At 71.4% G+C, this 17,023-nt stretch carries 15 protein-coding genes; 10 read left to right on the forward strand and 5 right to left on the reverse strand.

All coding sequences use genetic code 11. The features are described from left to right. The first annotated feature begins 191 nt into the window (after window positions 1–191). From AB0P35_RS38400 to AB0P35_RS38410, 3 genes are all read left to right on the forward strand, one after another. On the forward strand, window positions 192–1,043 hold the full coding sequence (locus tag AB0P35_RS38400) for an IS5 family transposase (RefSeq protein ID WP_363520518.1): 852 nt from the start codon (window positions 192–194) through the stop codon (window positions 1,041–1,043). Window positions 1,044–1,191: 148 nt separating this feature from the next. Further along, a complete protein-coding gene (locus AB0P35_RS38405) occupies window positions 1,192–1,977 on the forward strand; it encodes an alpha/beta fold hydrolase (RefSeq protein WP_363520482.1) in 786 nt (261 codons plus the stop codon). Between the two features lie 38 nt (window positions 1,978–2,015). Then, window positions 2,016–2,831 carry a VOC family protein gene (locus tag AB0P35_RS38410; RefSeq protein ID WP_363520484.1) on the forward strand — a complete coding sequence of 272 codons (816 nt, stop codon included), beginning with the start codon at window positions 2,016–2,018 and terminating at the stop codon, window positions 2,829–2,831. Here the strand turns inward: AB0P35_RS38410 and AB0P35_RS38415 are convergent. From AB0P35_RS38415 to AB0P35_RS38435, 5 genes are all read right to left on the reverse strand, one after another. After that, the gene (locus AB0P35_RS38415; RefSeq protein ID WP_363520487.1) at window positions 2,806–4,515 is read right to left on the reverse strand and encodes an aldehyde dehydrogenase family protein; all 1,710 of its coding nucleotides are present in this window, start codon (window positions 4,513–4,515) and stop codon (window positions 2,806–2,808) included. The genes AB0P35_RS38410 and AB0P35_RS38415 overlap by 26 nt on opposite strands. Window positions 4,516–4,565: 50 nt before the next feature. Then, window positions 4,566–5,870 (reverse strand): MFS transporter, encoded by a 1,305-nt coding sequence (locus AB0P35_RS38420; RefSeq protein WP_363520490.1) that lies wholly within the window; start codon window positions 5,868–5,870, stop codon window positions 4,566–4,568. Window positions 5,871–5,995: 125 nt separating this feature from the next. After that, window positions 5,996–6,916: a TauD/TfdA family dioxygenase gene (locus AB0P35_RS38425; RefSeq protein WP_363520493.1), complete on the reverse strand. Its 921-nt coding sequence runs from the start codon at window positions 6,914–6,916 to the stop codon at window positions 5,996–5,998. A 117-nt stretch (window positions 6,917–7,033) separates the two neighbouring features. After that, complete coding sequence (locus tag AB0P35_RS38430) at window positions 7,034–7,636, reverse strand: TetR/AcrR family transcriptional regulator (protein WP_363520496.1); 603 nt, start codon at window positions 7,634–7,636, stop codon at window positions 7,034–7,036. Between the two features lie 506 nt (window positions 7,637–8,142). Further along, window positions 8,143–8,346: a cold-shock protein gene (locus tag AB0P35_RS38435; protein WP_095871226.1), complete on the reverse strand. Its 204-nt coding sequence runs from the start codon at window positions 8,344–8,346 to the stop codon at window positions 8,143–8,145. Between the two features lie 829 nt (window positions 8,347–9,175). Here AB0P35_RS38435 and AB0P35_RS38440 point away from each other — a divergent pair. The 7 genes from AB0P35_RS38440 to AB0P35_RS38470 all read left to right on the forward strand — a co-directional run. Continuing rightward, window positions 9,176–10,687: a S8 family serine peptidase gene (locus AB0P35_RS38440; protein WP_363520499.1), complete on the forward strand. Its 1,512-nt coding sequence runs from the start codon at window positions 9,176–9,178 to the stop codon at window positions 10,685–10,687. A 21-nt stretch (window positions 10,688–10,708) separates the two neighbouring features. Continuing rightward, window positions 10,709–11,971: a serine-threonine protein kinase gene (locus AB0P35_RS38445; RefSeq protein WP_363520502.1), complete on the forward strand. Its 1,263-nt coding sequence runs from the start codon at window positions 10,709–10,711 to the stop codon at window positions 11,969–11,971. A gap of 386 nt (window positions 11,972–12,357) precedes the next feature. Further along, window positions 12,358–12,873, forward strand: coding sequence for a hypothetical protein (locus AB0P35_RS38450; RefSeq protein WP_363520504.1), 516 nt, complete (start codon window positions 12,358–12,360; stop codon window positions 12,871–12,873). A 53-nt stretch (window positions 12,874–12,926) separates the two neighbouring features. Then, the gene (locus AB0P35_RS38455; protein WP_363520507.1) at window positions 12,927–14,102 is read left to right on the forward strand and encodes a hypothetical protein; all 1,176 of its coding nucleotides are present in this window, start codon (window positions 12,927–12,929) and stop codon (window positions 14,100–14,102) included. 128 nt (window positions 14,103–14,230) lie between these two features. Continuing rightward, window positions 14,231–14,719 (forward strand): DUF4132 domain-containing protein, encoded by a 489-nt coding sequence (locus AB0P35_RS38460; protein WP_363520510.1) that lies wholly within the window; start codon window positions 14,231–14,233, stop codon window positions 14,717–14,719. Between the two features lie 622 nt (window positions 14,720–15,341). After that, on the forward strand, window positions 15,342–16,577 hold the full coding sequence (locus tag AB0P35_RS38465; RefSeq protein ID WP_363520513.1) for a cytochrome P450, cyclodipeptide synthase-associated: 1,236 nt from the start codon (window positions 15,342–15,344) through the stop codon (window positions 16,575–16,577). An 87-nt stretch (window positions 16,578–16,664) separates the two neighbouring features. After that, on the forward strand, window positions 16,665–17,023 hold a 359-nt coding region (locus tag AB0P35_RS38470), incomplete at its 3' end, for a nuclear transport factor 2 family protein (RefSeq protein ID WP_363520516.1).

Raw genomic sequence — 17,023 nt, forward strand, 5'->3', positions numbered from 1 at the left:
GGACTGCACGGTTCACCATGATCGTCACAGCGGAAGATCATGCCGCCCCAAGCCAGGCAAGCCCAACCCGCCGCAATCACGCACCAGCTCGTAAGAGCGTCCGCCAGTAGGTGCTGCAGGTGCTGGCAGCAGGGCAGGCACGGTTCACCCGATCATGGAGTTCTCTACGCTTCATGATCACCGGGGGATCCGTGCCTGCCGTCCCATCATGCATTCTCGACCCGATCCGCGACCAGTTCCTCGCGCTCCTGCCGGTGCGCGAGGAACGACACCCGCTGGGCTGCCACAACCCGAGGATCAGCGACGCTGTCGTTTTCGACCGGCTGGTACAGGTCCTGGTCTTCGGCTGCGGGTACGAACGCGCAGCCGACGAACATTGCTCGGCCACCACCTTGCGCCGACGCCGTGACGAGTGGATCGCCGCCGGCGTGATGGACAGGCTACGGCTGCTCGCACTCGCCGCCTACGACCGCATGATCGGCCTCGCACTCGACCGCCTGAGCGCCGACGGTTGCATAACCAAGGCGCCCTCCGGTGGTGAATGCGCGGGCAAGAGCCCGGTCGATCGGTCCAAACTCGGGCTGAAACGCTCGCAGTTGACCGACGGAAGAGGCATACCCCTGGTCACCGAGCCGGCGCCGGCCAACACCCGCGACCACACCCTGCTTCCCGCCACCCTCGACCGCTTCACCGCCCTCGAGGAGGCTCTCGGGCCGCTGCCGGAGCGTCCGCGTCTCGCCCTGGACGCCGGCTACGACTACCGGCTCGTCCACGACGACCTGGCCGACCGGAGAATCGACGCCCTGATCGCCCCACGCGGCGCGAAGACCCCGATCCAGACCGGCGACCGGTGGGTCGTCGAGCGCACGAACTCCTGGATGAACAACTTCGGCAAGCTCCGGCGCTGCACCGAACGCCGGAGAGTGGCCGTCGAGTTCTTCCTCGCCCTGGCCGCAACCATCATCACGATCCGCTGCCTGATCCGACGCTCCTGGACCCTCTATCGCTGGAACACCCGGCCCCGAAGCCCACGCATCCGATGACCTACTGGCGGACGCCCTAAAACGAACCGAACACCACAACCCGCCCGGGCCGCGCGCACCAACCGTGCACCTGGTCGTTACTGATCATTTCAGAAGGCGACCTCGGTCTTCCCTGGTAAATGCGGCGCGCACCTGCCAATATGCGCAGATGATCTTCCAATCCGATGTTCCAGCCGACCTTGCCCATACGGTCACCGGAGACGGACCGCCGGTCGTCCTCGTGCACGCCGGCGTGACCGACCATCGAATGTGGGATCCGGTCGTACCGGCACTGGCCGAGCGGTACACGGTCGTGCGGTACGACCTGCGCGGCTTCGGCGCCTCCGCGCCACCCGCCGGCCCGTTCACCGAGACCGGTGACCTGCTCCGCCTCCTGGACCGCCTCGGCCACCGCGAGGTCCGACTCGTCGGCGCCTCCTGGGGTGCCCGCGTCGCAGCCGACTTCACGCTCGCCCACCCCGACCGGGTGCACTCCCTCGTCCTCCTGGCCCCGCCGTGGCGGGGATACGACTGGTCCACGGCGATGGTCGACTACGACGAGGCGGAGACCGCCGCCCTGGCCGCGGACGACCTGGAGACCGCCGTCGACATCAACCTCGACATGTGGCTCCGCGGCCCGGCCCGCTCCTGGAACGACGTCCCCGCCACACTCGCCGACCAGTTGCGCGAGCCCATGCGGACAGCGTTGACCAACCAGAACGTCGTCGGCGAACACTCCCAGGGCGCCCCCGGCGGCGATCTCCGTGCGATCGCCGTTCCCACGCTGGTGGGCGTCGGCCTCCTCGATGTCCCCGACTTCCAGGACATCGCCCGCCGCTACGCGGCGGAGATCCCCGGGGCCAACCTGACCGAGTTCCCCACCGCGGCCCACCTCATCGCCCTCGACTCCCCCGCCGAACTCCTCACCGTCCTCCTCCCGTTCCTCACCCTCTAGCGCCGTGCCGGTCGTCGCCCGCTCGGTACGTTGGGTGCATGACCGATGTTCAGAGCGGGTTCGAGAAGATCAGGCCTCGGTACTTCCACGAGAGCGAGGGCCTGCAGGACTGGCGGGTGCTGGGCGAGGGTGCCTGCGCGTACTTCCGCACCGGGTCCTTCGCGGCCGGCGCCCGGTTCGTCCAGGAGATCGGCGACCTGGCCGGCCTCGGCGCGGACGCGCCCGACGTCGACCTGCGGCCCGAGGGCGTCACCGTGCGGCTGATCACGCTCACCGAGGACTACTACGGGCTGACCGGGCGACACATCGAACTGGCCCGACAGATCTCGGCGGTGGCCCGCAAGCTGGAGCTGCCGGCCGACCCGTCGGCCGTGCAGACCGTCCAGGTCACCGTCGACGCCCTCGCCGGCCCCGCGGTGGTGGCGTTCTGGCGCGCCCTGCTCGGCTACCGGGAGCGCGCAGGAAGCGCCGAGGACCTGGTCGACCCGCACCGCCGCGGGGCGCCGTTCTACTTCCAGCAGATGGGGGAGCCACGCCCGCAGCGCAACCGGGTCCACGTCGACGTCTGGGTGCCCTACGACCTGGCCGAGGCCCGGATCGCCGCGGCGATCGCCGCCGGGGGCCGCCTGGTCAACGACGAATTCGCTCCCTCCACTGGGTGCTGGCCGACCCGGAGGGCAACGAGGCCTGCGTCGGCGCGGCCGGCTGGACGGGGCCGGAGCCCGGCCGGAACTGAGAGCTGCCGCAGACCCCGTACGTGGCTACCCCAGGAGGGCGGGGTCCGGTATGGGGTTCCAGGATGCGGCGGTCGACGGCTGTTCGGGAGGGTCAGCCGCGTACGGCGGAGGCGATGATTCCGGGGAGCTTCGCCAGTGCCGGCGCCGTGGTGAATCGAGTGACGCGCTCGACGGTGGTGCGCGCGGTGCGGTTGGTGACGAAGAACGGGGGGCGGGGAGAGAGGGACGGGGAGCCGGTGAGCACGCCGCGCGGTGCGGGGGCGAAGGGGGCTCGCAGGACGGTCTTCTCGATGTCCTCGAGCATGAAGGCGTTGTGGACGAAGCCGATGCCGCTGCCGATGTTCTGCCGGGTGTGCCCCGGATGGGCGCCCCAGGGGGTGTAGCCGAGCAGGAATCCGACCGCGGACCAACAGTTGATGCCCAGGGTGCCGTAGCGGAGTTCGGCGACGGCGGCCTCCACCGAGGTGCGGTGCTCCCTCTCCGTCCGCGGGTGGACGAGGAGGGTCGCGCCGAGAGTGCCGGGGAGGCGGTCGTTGGCGAAGTCGACGGCGTGGCGCAGGAACCGGTCGGGGGTGTCGCCGGGCAGTCGCACCACGCCCAGGGCGCTGGCGAAGACCTCGCCGGTGACCAGCATGTCGTCGTCGCCGGCGATGTCGGGCACCAGGAGGCGGCAGCCGCCGTCGGCGTGGGCCTCGGCCTGCGGGTGTGCCCTGCGGACGGCGGCGAGCCGCTGCCTGGCGCCCGGGTAGTAGTCGGAGCGCGGCGGCAGCGCGCGCAGCACCGTGCGGATCTCGTCCAGCAGGCGCCGGGTGCCGTCCCAGGCGCGGGGCAGCACGAGGATCTGGCCGGCGACGCAGTTGTGCCCGGAGTTGTTCATCTTGCTGGTCACGATGTGCTCGGCCTGGTAGCGGAAGTCCGCGGCGGACCACGGTCCGGGCGTCACGATGTACGGGCTGACGCCGCCGAGTTCGCTGCTGAACGGCTTGCAGGTCAGCGGGATGTCGTCGCGGCGCCGCTGCTCGGCCCGCTCGTCGGTGCCCCACACGATGGCGTCGTGGGTGCGCTCGCTGCCGGTGACGTGGATGGCGTCGACGCCCGGGTGGGCAACGAGGTGGCTGCCCTCGGCCGCACCGCCGTCGACGAACCGTACCCAGCCCCGTTCGGTGAAGTCGGCGAAGATCCGCTCGAAGTGCGGGCGCAGGTAGGCATTGACCGGGTTCATCTTCGCGATGACGACCTGGCCCTCGGCGTAGAGCTTGTGCAGGATGTCGAGGGCGGTGATGGCCGCGACGTTGCCGGCGCCGAGCACCAGGGCGACGCCCGGGTCGGCGGGCCGGCCGCGGTACGGGCTCGCGGCGCGGTCCCGTACCTGCTGGGCGGTGGTGCCGGCACGCATCCGCACGTGGGCGGTGAACCCGTTGAGCAGGAGCGAGTCCCAGCGGGTGGCGGGGAAGACGTCGACGAGGACGCGGCCGTCGCGTTCGTGCACGGAGCCCGGTGCGAGCGGTTCCTCGCCGGCGGCGATCCGGCGCAGGACGTGCAGGTAGGCGCTGACGTTCTGGGCGAGCGCCCAGGGGGCGCCGATCCAGTCCTCTGCCGCCCAGGTGGACTCGGGGCCGTACCCCTTGGCCCGCGCGCCGGCCGCGGCCATGTCCGCGGCGCCGTCGGCGATCCGCGGCATCATGCGCGTCAGGAGCGCTATCCGTTCGGTGAGCGGGGTTCCCGACCACGACGGGGCACCTTCGCGGAGGTCGGCAACGGCTCGGTCCAGCAGGTCGATGTCGGCAACCGGATCGGTCACGGTCGGCTCCTCGGAAGTGGGGTGGGGGGCAGTCAGGGCCACGGGCCGGCTCAGCCGCGCAGGCGCGGGGCGTCCCGGGCGGGGTCGATCATGGTGAAGGCGGCCAGCGCACCGACCACCAGGAGGGCGCCCGTGAGCAGGGCGGCGTTCTGGTAGCCCGTCACGCCCTGGCTGTCGACGAGGTGTCCGACGACGGCGGGAGCGACGAGGCCCGCGGTGGTGACGGTGGCGTTCATCCAGCCGAGGGCGCCGCCGCGCCGTGCGGCGGGGGCCAGTTCTGCGACGGTGGTGACCGCGACGGTGGCGAACGAGCCGCCCAGGCCGAAGCCGATGACCAGCAGCGCGGTCCTGGCCGCGGTGCCGTCCACCAGCGGCAGGGCGAGGCAGGCGATCGCGCCCACGAGCAGCAGGATGCCGCCGACCCAGCCGCGGGCCCGGCGGCCGGAGACGCCGCGCCGCATCAGCCGGCCGGTGAACCAGGCCTGGCCGAGCAGTGCGACCGCGCCGATCGCCCAGGGCAGGACGATCAGCCGGCCGGCGGCCTCCGGGGAGTGGCCGAGGCCGGTGTGCAGGTAGGAAGGCAGCCACACGAGCGTCAGTGCGACGCACCAGTAGGTCGTGAAGTAGGCGACGGTGGTGCCGATCCAGGTGCGGGTGCCGAGGATCCGCCGGTAGCCGGCCCGCTCCGCAGGTGCGTCCGATGCGGGGGCGGTGTGCTGCTCGTCGTCGGTGCGGTGCCGGCCGTCGGCGCCGAACACGGCCCAGAGCGCGGCCCACACCGCTCCGACGGCCGCGACCACCCACAGCGCCGCCCGCCAGCCGTGCTGGTGGATGACCCAGGTCAGCCCGGGGGCCGCGGTGATCACCCCCAGGGTCACTCCGAGGGTGACCAGCGCACCGGGCAGGTTGCGCCGGTGGTCGGGGAACCAGGCCAGCGCGGCCTTCTGGGCGACGGGGAAGGCGGGCCCCTCCGCGGCGCCCAGCAGGACGCGCGAGCCGATCAGAACGGCCAGGCCGCCGCCGACGGCGGCCGGCACCTGGGCGACCGACCAGAGCACGGCCATGCCCAGCAGCAGCCACCTCGGCCGCACGCGATCGGCCAGCAGCCCCACCACGACCGCAGCGACGGAGAACAGGAGGAAGAAGGCGCTGTTGGCGAGCCCGAAGTCGGTCGCGGACAGGCCCATGTCCGCGCGGATCTCGTCGGCCGCCAGGCCGAGGACGGACTTGTCCGCGAAGTTGACCATCATGAAGACCACCAGCAGGCCGGTGACCGTCCAGGCGCGGCCGGCGGTTCGGCGGTCTTCCGGAGGGTCCTGGGCGAGCGCTCTCGCGGGGGTGTCGGCGGCGGTCAAGGGTTCCTCCGGAGTGTGCTGGCGGGGCGGAGTACGAGGTGGTGGGCGGGCGCCGGCACCGCCGGTCCACCCGTCACGGCGGACCGGCGGTGGCAGACCGGGCGGGACTGCGACGTGTGCCGGGCTCAGGAGAGCGGGACGCCGGCAATCGCGATCCGCTCCATGACGCGGCGCTGGGGGTAGTAGTCGTTGATCGCGTAGTGCTGGACGGCGATGTTGTCCCAGATCGCAACGGAGTCCGGCTGCCAGCGGAAGCGCACCTGGAACTCCGGGATGCGGGCCTGCAGGACGAGTTCGTCGAGCAGGTCACGGCTCTCGGCGCCGGAGAGGCCGACGATCCGGGTGGTGAACGGCTCGTTGACGTACAGCAGCTTCCGCCCGGTCCGCGGGTGGCGGACGACGACCGGGTGCTCCACGGCCGGCAGTCTCTCCCGCAGGCGGGCGATCTGCTCCTCGGTCATCATCGCGCCCCAGCTGGGCACCCAGTCGTGCACCGCGGTGAGGCCCTCGATCCGACCCTTCGTCTCCTCGGAGAGGTTGTCGTACGCGGCTCCCATGTCGGCCCACATGGTGTCGCCGCCGGCGGCCGGAACCTCGACCGCGCGCAGCACGGACCCGAGGGCGGGCGCGGCCATGAAGGAGTGGTCGCTGTGCCAGATGTTCTCGGTGCCGACGGCGGTGGCGTCCTTGGCCAGCCGGGAGACGCCGACGGTGTCGCCCTGGGGGAAGAACGGGTTGGCCTCCGGCTCGCCCCAGACGGCGGCGAGGGCGAGGTGGTGTTCCGGGCCGAAGGTGTGCTGGTCTCGGAAGAAGACCACCTTCCACTCCAGCAGGGCCTGGCGCAGTTCTTCGGCGAGGTCGTCGCCGATCGGACGGGAGAGGTCGATGCCGGTGATCTCGGCACCGATGTGGGGCGTGAGCGGGGCAAGGCCCAGGAGCCGGTACTCGGCGCGGGGGGCGCCGGGCGCGGTGCGCTCCAGGATGCGCCGGCCGTAGTGCATGAGGGGCTTGTCGAGGGCGGGGCGGGGAACGGCGGCAGTGGACATGCGGGACCTCCGCGGCGACGATCAGGAATTCGTTACCGGAAGTATCGTTATCGGGGCATGCCTCGGCAAGGGTCTGCGTCGACCGATTTCACTGCCCCCGCCGGCCCGGGCCGCGACTCAGTGCGGCACCCCCACGGCGCGGGCGACCAGCTCGACCACCGCCTCCACCAGGTGCCGGTCCGGCGGCTCCAGCTCCCCGACCAGGCGGAACACCATCGGCGCGGCGACCATGGTGGCCACCGACCGGACATCGGTGTCGGGCCGCACGTCACCACGTTCGATCCCGCGCTCCAGGATGCGCCGGGTCTCCCCCATGACGCGCGAGGAGTACGCGCCGTACGCGCCCCGGTCGGCGTCCGCCTCCGCCGACGCGCCGATGACACCCGCCAGCAAGCGGTCGACACCCGGCTGGCAGTAGGACTCCATGCGCGCGGTGAGCAGCTCGCGCAGTTCCGCGCGGAAGTCCCCCCGGTCGGGAATGGACAGCTCCCCGATCCGGGCCTCGGCGGCGGCGATGATCAACTCCTGCTTGGCCGCCCAGCGCCGGTAGATGGCCGGCTTGCTCACCCCCGCCCGCTCGGCAACGGCGTCCATCGTGACGGCGCTCATCCCCCGCTCGGCGACCAGCGCGACCACGGCGTCCAGCGCCGCACCGGTGACCCGCTCCTCCCTGGGACGCCCCGGACCCCGCACCGCACCCCGACCCTGCTTGTCTGCCATACCCCGACCCTATGAGCTGCACCGACCATCGATCCAGGCAGGGCATCTCAGCCGCCCGGGGAACCGCTCGTACTGCTGCGGAAGCGCCGTGGTCCCGACGCGCCGGGTCCTCCGGGGAGCCGGCCGGCGGCGAGGCTGCAAAAGAATGTCGTCGGCCCGGCCGACGATGCCGTCGTCGACCGTGTGGCAATTGCAGCGGCCCACGCATCGGCGATCGTGAATTCTGGCCACGCGGCGCGCAGAGGTGAGGGTCACGGTGCCCGCCGTTCCCGGTCGCGTGTCCCGGGCCGCCCAGAACGCCTTTCGCAGAGGACGTGAGCCGGAACGGATAGCGGAATTGTGGACGCCCTGGATGCTCTCGGGCGCCCCCGGTCACACACATGGGCATGATTCGTCGAAGTGTGCGAGCACAGCGGCAGTTTGTGGCCCTCAACGACCAGGGCCCGTGCCGCTGTGTGCGGCACGGGCCCTTTCCGTTACGCGGCGACGGCCGCGCGGCGGAGGTGTCAGAGGGGGCGAATGTTCTCCGCCTGCAGGCCCTTCTGGCCCTGCGTGACGTCGAACTCGACCTTCTGGCCCTCAAGCAGCTCACGGAAGCCCTGGGCGTTGATGTTCGAGAAGTGGGCGAACACGTCCGGGCCGCCCTCCTCCTGCGCGATGAAACCGAAGCCCTTTTCCCCGTTGAACCACTTAACGGTGCCAAAAGCCATAAAAATTCTCCTTCAGAGGCGCTGTAGCCCACACTTTGCGGGCTTGCTGTCGCCGTACTGATGACCCACCGGAAGAACCGGGAAACAAAATACGCCTGCGGCAAGAACCAGCAGGCGCACACAGAGTTCATGGGAACCAAAACTGCAACTACTACGACCGTAGCAGGGTTCGGACCGGAACGGGAATTTTTCGCAGGATTATTTTTTCGTGGCGCGGCGGCGGATCCCGCTCGGCGGCGGATCGATCGGAGCCACTTGGTGGAACGGGCGGAACGGCATCGACGACCGCGGGCGGCCACGCAGAGTCGGCGCAAGCTCCCCGGCCCCGCAAGTCCCGGCCGACGTGGAAACGCACGCCGGACTTCCTTTCGAACAGCACGCCGGCAGGACCCGGTGAACCGGACGGGAGCGTCAACCGCCCGCAGGCCGCACCTCGGGTGACGCCCGCCCACCGATGACTGGAGCAGCCGCCAGCCGGCGCGGCGGCTCGCCGAGTCGTCACCGAACCGTCCGAACTCCGGGGAACCGCTGATTCTCCCCGACGCGTAGCGGCGCTCCGGGCCGAGAGGCAAGGGCTGCCCGCCGTACTCGAGCGGCCCGGCCGGCCGTCTCACCGCCGTCCGCGGAGCCAACCGGGCAGCTTCGGACGGACCATCACACTCGGTGTGGCCCCTGGTTCCTCACGCAGTGCAGCCGCGGACTCGGCGGTCCTGCGCCGGCGGGCCGACTGCCATGGGAGGCGCTGCGAGGCAGGCGCAGATGACAGGCCGGGCAGCCAGGCGCATGGTGGACCCAGGGGTACCGCACGCCGCCACGGGAGGTGCCCACGATGAAGCCTGCACCGGGGAGCGAGCCCCTCCCGCCGCGCGGGGTGATCCTGAGCCAGGTCAGCCCGGCGCTCAAACCGGGCTCCGTCGAGCAGCGCAGCCGGGTGGTGCCGATCGACGACGAGAACCGCAGCCCGGTGCTCGTCGAGGTGGACCTCACCCGGGACCCGGACACCGAGCAGACCCGAACCGCCTTCCTCGGCCTGTACGAGCGGGTCTTCCCCGGCGGGCCACAGCCGATCCGGGTCGCCGCGAGCTATCTGCGCTGCCTGCTCAGCCCCGACGAGATCCAGCTGCTGCTGCAGCAGGACCAGGAGTCCTCCGGCCGGCCGACCGTGTTCCGGGTATGGCCGGACTACACGATGGACGCGCACATCGACCGCTCGGTCTCCACCATCAAGGCGGACGCCGTCGCCCGCTGCTACGCCTCCTCCGGCCTGGGCATCGTCTGGGCGGTCATGGACAGCGGCATCGACGAGCACCACCCGCACTTCGCCGAGGACACCCTGCAGGGCCAAGTCTCCGACCTCCACCGGGACTTCACCGGCCTGGTGCCCGACGGCCCGGCCGACCCGGCGGAACAGCCGCTCACCGACCCCGCCGGCCACGGCACCCATGTGGCCGGGATCATCGCGGGCGGCCTGCCGCCGGACAGCACCCCGCTGATCACCCGCTTACAGCTGGTCGGCGGCTTACCCGTCCGGAAGTCCCGCGAGCTCGCCGAGGGCCGTTCACTACGCGGCATCGCCCCCCGGGCCCAGCTGGTCAGCCTCAAGGTACTTGCCCAGCGCGGCGAATCACTGGTCACCTCGTCCAGCGCGGTGATCGAGGCGCTGTACTACCTGCGGGAGAAGGTGAACACCGGCGGCCGCCTGCTGGTGGTGCACGGCGTCAACCTCAGCCTCGGCTGTCCCTGGGACGCCGCCGAGTACGCCTGCGGCCAGAGCCCTGTCTGCCGGGAGGTCAATCTGCTGGCCGCCAGTGGCGTGGTGGTCGTGGTGAGCGCGGGCAACGGCGGCTTCGGCACCCGGGTGCCGGGCGAGGGCGGCACCGACACCCGGGGGGTGCTGGCCTCCATCACCGACCCGGGCAACGCGGACGGCGCGATCACCGTCGGCTCCACACACCGGGATCGCCCGCACGAGTACGGCGTCACCTACAACTCCTCCAAGGGGCCGACCCTGGACGGCAGGCTGAAGCCGGACCTGCTGGCCCCCGGCGAGCGGATCACCTCCTGTGCCACCGGCGGCCTGCGCGGCGACCTGGCCGCCCTGCTCCCGGCGGGCGCCGACCCGGCGGCCGTACCGGTCTACACCGAGCAGAGCGGCACCTCGATGGCCGCCCCGCACGTCTCCGGTGCCGTCGCCGCCTTCCTCTCCGTCCGGCCTGAGTTCATCGGCCGCCCGCGCGAGATCAAGGAGTTGTTCTGCGCCAACGCGACCTCGCTCGGCCGCGACCGCTACCTGGAGGGTCACGGCCTGCTCGACCTGATGCGCGTGATGTCCAACATCTAGACCGGAGGAGATGACTCCACCATGGCTGCACCGATCGCCGGACTCCCGTACTGGGAGGTCCGGTTCGACAGTGACGGGCACCTGCTGGACGACGACGGCCTGGTGGCCGCGCTGCCCGGTAGCGGTTTACGGGAGCTGTTCGTCTTCTCCCACGGCTGGAACAACTCGGAGACCGGCGCCCGCGCCCTCTACGGGTACACCTTCGAGGAACTCGCCCGCCAGATCGACTCGTTCGCCCCGTCCTGGCACGGCAAGGTGGGCGTGGTCGGTGTGCTCTGGCGCTCGATGCTCTTCCCCGAGGACGCCCCCGACACCCCGTCCACCCCCTCCACCCCGGCCGAACTGGCCACCGCACTCGCCCCCGCCTTCGCTCCGGCGGAGCAGGCCAAACTGACCGAGATCACCACGCTCCTGGAGCAACAGCCCGAGGACGCCGAGCAGTTGAGAAGCTGCCACCAGCTGATCGACGACCTGGTCACCTCCCCGCCGCTGGCCGGCGAGGACAGCGGGCAGCAGGCGGTGCTGGACAAACCGACCGGCGAAGTGTTCAGCGCCCTGGCAGGGCTGGCGAGCGAGCAGGGCGACGCCCAGAGCTTCCCCAACCCGTTCAAGGTGCTCTGGCACGGCGCCCGGGAGGCGCTACGCACCGCCAGCTACTACGAGATGAAGAACCGCGCCGGGGTGGTCGGCAAGGACGGCCTCGGCCCGTTGCTGGGCCGGTGCGCGGGCAACGGCCTACGGGTGCACCTGATGGGGCACAGCTTCGGCGCCCGGCTGGTCTCGTTCGCCCTGCCCGGCCTGCCGGAGGGCATCGGCAGCCCGGTCGCCTCGATGCTGCTGATCCAGGGCGCCTTCTCGCACTTCAGCTTCGCCGCGCCGATCCCGGTGGACGCCGGCCACAACGGCTTCCTGGCCCCGTACTTCGACCGGGTCGCCGGGCCGCTGCAGTCCACCTTCTCGCTCGGCGACCGGGCGGTCGGCTGGTGGTACCCGGCGGCCTCGATGCTCAACAACGAGGACGACCAGGCCGCCACCGATCTGACCTACCGCTGGGGCGGGATGGGCCACGACGGCTTCCAGCAGGGCGGCGCCGAGCAGTTCGACCTCAAACCCGCCGGTCAGCCGTACCCACTGAAGGCCGGAAGCTTCTACCGGCTGCGCGGCGACGAGGTGATCAAGGCGGACCAGTCGCCGTTCGCCGGCGCGCACAGCGACATCAAGCACCCCGAGGTGGTCTGGGCCGCACTGGCCGGCGCCACCACAGGGGTGGACCTGGCAGCCTGACGGCCCGACACCCCGTCAACCGCCGCACCCGCCGAGGCGCCCGACCCCGCGCCCGCTAGTGACGCGTGGCTCCCGACTGGGCTCCGCCGGCATGGGAGCGTGAGGTGCTGGCAGTCCGGCCGGGAGGCGCGCGTGTGTGTGCAGGTGCATCCGGATGCCCCCCGGCCCTCGACCGGGGGAAGGGGGCGCTGCGCAGGTTCGGCCCTGCCGTGTCGGAGCGCGGTCGCGCCAGGGCAGCGACGGGTCAGCGCCGCCCTGGCGGCCATGGCTTGATCCACATGCCTGCACCGTCCGTGCGGCGTTACGTTGGAAGCGGGCCCTCACCTGCACTTCCCCACCGGCTCGCGGCCCCCGTAGAGCGCCGCGACGAGTCACAGGGACCGACGATGCCCACACGTTTCGGCTGGACCGGGTGCCACAACTGTCTCTCGCTCTTCTACAGCGGCTGGCCACCCCCGAACGATCCGCCTCCGTACGACCCGGCTCCCAACGGGTCCTGCACCGCCGACCCCATCCCGGGGACGCCTCCCCAGTACATCGGCCGTCACATCCCGAACCGCGACTGGGCGTTCGAGATGACGGAGGACCCCTCGGGCCGGGGCGACATCTCCGTTGTCGGCGGCTGGACGGAAGGCTTCAACCACTGCACCACGTGTGAGGCCATGTTCACCGCGGACGCCGGCGGCAACCACTGCACCGCCTCCGACCCGCACACCGCCGGCACCGCATACCAACTGCCCACCAGCTGGGGCCCGTTCGATCACTTCACGTCCGGCTGGAAGGTCTGCGGAAAGTGCGGCGTCCTGTTCCTCGCCGGAGACGGCGACTTCGACGGCGCCTGTCCGGCCGACACCACCCACCACGCAGTCAGCGTCGAATTCGGGGTCGAGTTCTGGCTGTAGGCCCGGGCGCGTGAGAAAACGCCCGCGACAACCCACCGTCTTGGAGAACGATCATGGGTGAATTTGCCGTGAACACGTCCACCACTGGAGGCCAGTCGCAGCCCTGCGCCGACGCTCTGATCAGCAGCGGGCTGTTCACAGCGGTCTGGGCGGACGCCGGGGATGCCGGCATCAAGGGCCGGCATGTCAACACCTCCGGCACCGCGCTCGGGTCGGAGTTCCTCGTCAGCGACACACCACCCGGCAACAACACGAACCGGCAGCGGCCCTTCGTGGACTCCATCGGGACAGAGACCTTCGCGGCCTGGATCGAGCAGCCGTTCAACCTGCCCCCGCCGACTCCGCACGTGGTCCTGCGACGGCTCGCCGGCGCGCAACCGGTCGGACCGCCGGTGCAGGTCAGCACCGACGACGTCGATCCCACCTTCCCGCCGACGGTCACCCGGATGATCGACGGCGGCTGCCTGGTCACCTGGACGGGCGGCAGCGCGCAGCAGCGCATCCGCGCCCAGCGATTCGGCCCCGAGGGGCAGAAGAAGGGCGCCGAGATCGCCGTCAACACCAGCGAGAGCTTCCACACCGATGCGACCGTGACGGTGCTGAGCAACGGGGACTTCGTCGTCGCCTGGACCGACGGCGAGGCGGTGGGCGGCAGCGGACTCGTCTACCGGGTCTTCGGCTTCGACGGCACGCCCCGGGCGGGCGAGATCCGCTCCAATGTGACGGGATTCGGACGCCTGGGCCGGGGAGTGCTGACGGCCCTCGACAACGGTCGGTTCGTCGCCGCGCACATCAACTCCACGGTGAACAGCGACCTCGGCGTCCTCCAGACCACCGCCGTGGCCAGCGTCTTCGACCCGGCCGGCGACGGTCACCCCATCACCAGCGCCTTCGCGGGCTCACCGAAGCACTTCCACCGGACCTCGCCCGCGCTCACGGCGCTGCCGGGCGGGCGCTTCGTCCTCGCCTGGGTGGAGAAGAGCGCGGACACCAACGACACCGTACCGACCGTGATGGCACAGCTGTGCTCGGACTCCGAACTCGAGATAGGGCCCAAGGTCCAGGTCAGTTCCGGCGTCGCAAGAAGCCGTTTCGACCTGAGCGCCGCCGCCGTGTTCGGCAACGACACTCCGCAGAAGGTCTTCCTGTCCTGGACGAACATGGCAGCCGATGCCGACACCTCCATCCGCGGGTCCGTCCTCACCGCCGATGCGGGCGGCCTGTCCTGACGGTCGGCCTCAGCGCCGCACGGCTCGGCATCCCACCGAACGAGCTGGCCGAGCCGACGGTGCCCACCTGCGGCCTCGGCCCCGGCCGGACAGTGCGGCTCGGGCCGCGGGCCTGCGGCGCGCCCTGGGTGAACCTCTTCTACCGGTCGGTCGTCGCCCTCGACGGCACCGGCGCGGTCACCGCGGACTGGATCGACACCGACGGCATCCCGATCCGCACCCGGTCGCCCTTCCGCTCACCGAACGGCTTCAAGGCCCGCCACGGGGAGCAGGTCGACACCACCCGGCGGCTCGCCAAGAGCGGCGAGGCCACGCTGAGCTCCGAACGCCTCCGCCTCGGAGCCCTGCTCACCGAGGACCGGACCTGGCCGTACGCCGAGTGGGCCCGCCACTACCGGGACCACCCCATCACCGGCCTGCTCACCCGCGGGACGGTCTGGGAGCACCACAACCCCGACGGCAGCTGGACCGCCGGACTGCCCGCCGCAGACCGCGGCCTCGACACCCGAGCGGCCGTCGGCCGAGGTCCATGCCGACACCCCCGTCCGGCTCTGGCGTGCCGATCGCGCCCCCGCCGCACAGCAGCAGGAGCCGGCCGCGCTGCTGAAGAGTCGTGAGGTACGACAGTTGGTGGCGCAGCTCGGGGGCTTTGCCGGGCAAGGACCGTCCGACCGCGCTCCGCGGACCTCGGCGAGCGTGCCACCCGATTCGCGGATCATCCACGGTGCGGGAACTCGCCCGGTACGAACGACTCGTGGCCCGGAACGGCTGCCCTTTTGTCGACGGGGCTTCGGGTTATAGTGCGCACGACAAGTCTCCACCGGCGGGTCGGCGTCCAGCCGCTCTGACGGTGGACCTCATTGGCCGCCCGGACGTAGGAACCGACGACGTTGCCCAGAGTGCGAGTTGACTGCACGTTCACGGCGCGGAGCGTGGAGCTCTGCCGTCCGGACGCGCTGCACGGGGCCGCGGACCGCCTCCCTCCGCCGGCACCGACGGGCAGAGCGCACCGTTTCCCACCCGGCGGGCGAACTCCCCTTCCTCCCGCGGAACCCGGCCCCGGTCGTCGGAGATCCTCGCGTCGCTCGGCGCCGGCCTGAGGCACGGGCAGCGGATCCTCATCGGCCGAGACCGCCGTCCCCTGCGCCGTTCAGAGTCACCCCCGTCACCGAATCACCCGGTCACCCCGGCGCTCGCTGGGCCCCGCGCCCCCTGCCCCCCGAGAGGTCCGCCCTGTCCATGGTCGATTCCCGCTTCAGCATCCTGTCCGAGGAGTTCGCCGCGGCACCCGACCGGTACTTCGCGTGGCTGAGGGAGCACTCACCGGTGCACTACGAGCCGGCGATCGACAGCTACTTCCTCTCCCGCTACCGGGACGTGAAGCAGGTGCTGACCGACCATGAGGCGTTCACCACCGAGACGCTGCAGGTGCGCGCCGAGCCGGTGATGCGCGGGCCGGTCCTCGCCCAGATGACCGGGGCGGAGCACACCGCCAAGCGAAAGATCGTCGTCCGGGGCTTCACCGGGCAGGCGCTGCAGAACCAGGTACGTGCGATCCGGGCCAACGCCACCGAGCTCGTCGCGCCGTTCCTTCCCCGGGGACGGATGGACCTCGTCAACGACTTCGGCAAGCCCTTCGCCGTCCGCGTGACCCTGGAGGTCCTCGGCCTGGACAAGAAGGGCTGGCGGCAGGTCACCGACTGGCTCGGCGGGGTCGGCGAGTTCATCACCAGCATCACCCTGACCGACGAACGCCGCCGCCACTGCATGGACCGCGCCCGGCAGTTGGAGACCTACCTCGTCCCGATCATCGAACAGCGGCGCCGCCACCCCGGCAAGGACCTGATATCGGCGCTGTGCACGGCCGAGTTCGACGGCATCGCCATGAGCACCCGCGACGTGACCGCGCTGATCATCAACGTCCTGGTGGCCGCCGTCGAGCCCGCCGACAAGGCCCTCGGCCTCCTCTTCAAGCACCTGATCGACCACCCCGAGCAGCTGGCGCAGGTCCGCCGGGACCCGACCCTGTTGCCCGCCGCCATCGCCGAGACACTGCGCTTCACCCCGCCCGTCCAGCTCGTTCCCCGCCAGGCGGAGCAGGACGCCGTGTTCGCGGGCACCGTCGTCCCGGCGGGCGCCACCGTCTTCTGCGTGATCGGCGCGGCCAACCGCGACCCCGAGGCCTTCACCGCCCCGGACACCTTCGACATCCACCGCCCGGATCTGGGCACCGCCCGCTCCTTCACCGCCGCCGCCCAGCACTTGGCCTTCGGCACCGGACTCCACCAGTGCGTCGGCGCGGCCTTCGCCCGCGCCGAGATCGAGACCGTGGCCGCGCTGCTGCTCCCCCTGCTCGACCGGGTCCGCTACAGCCCCGGTTTCCGCTACCGGGAGACCGGGCTGTACACCCGCGGCCCCGCCTCCCTGTCGCTGGACTTCACCCCCGTCCACGAACGCGTCGCCGGCCACGGCTGACGCCCCTCCCGCGCCCGGTCACCATCCGCGAGGCCGGCCGGGGCCGTCCCGCACCACGACCACCAGCCCCTCCTGGAGAAGAGCGAGATGACCGCGACCGACATCACCCGAGCCATCAACGACCTGCTGTTCAGTCCGGGCCTCGACCTCGACGAAGCCATCGACCGGCACTTCGCCCCCGACTACCGCCAGCGCACCAACGGCGTGTGGAGCGACCGGAGCGGCTTCGCCCAGCACATGACCCGACTCCGTTCCCTGGTCCGCAGCGGGCACATCGAGGTCCACGACGAACTCCGCGACGGTCTGCGCTACGCCGACCGCCACACCGTCACCATCACGCAGCACAACGGCCGCACCTCCCGCACCGAGGTGTACCTCTTCGCCCGGTTCGCCCCCGACGGGCGCTTCCAGTGCGTCGAGGAGACGACCCTCCTCGTCGCAGGCCA

The sequence above is a fragment of the Kitasatospora sp. NPDC085879 genome (assembly GCF_040686255.1).
Classification (GTDB): domain Bacteria; phylum Actinomycetota; class Actinomycetes; order Streptomycetales; family Streptomycetaceae; genus Kitasatospora.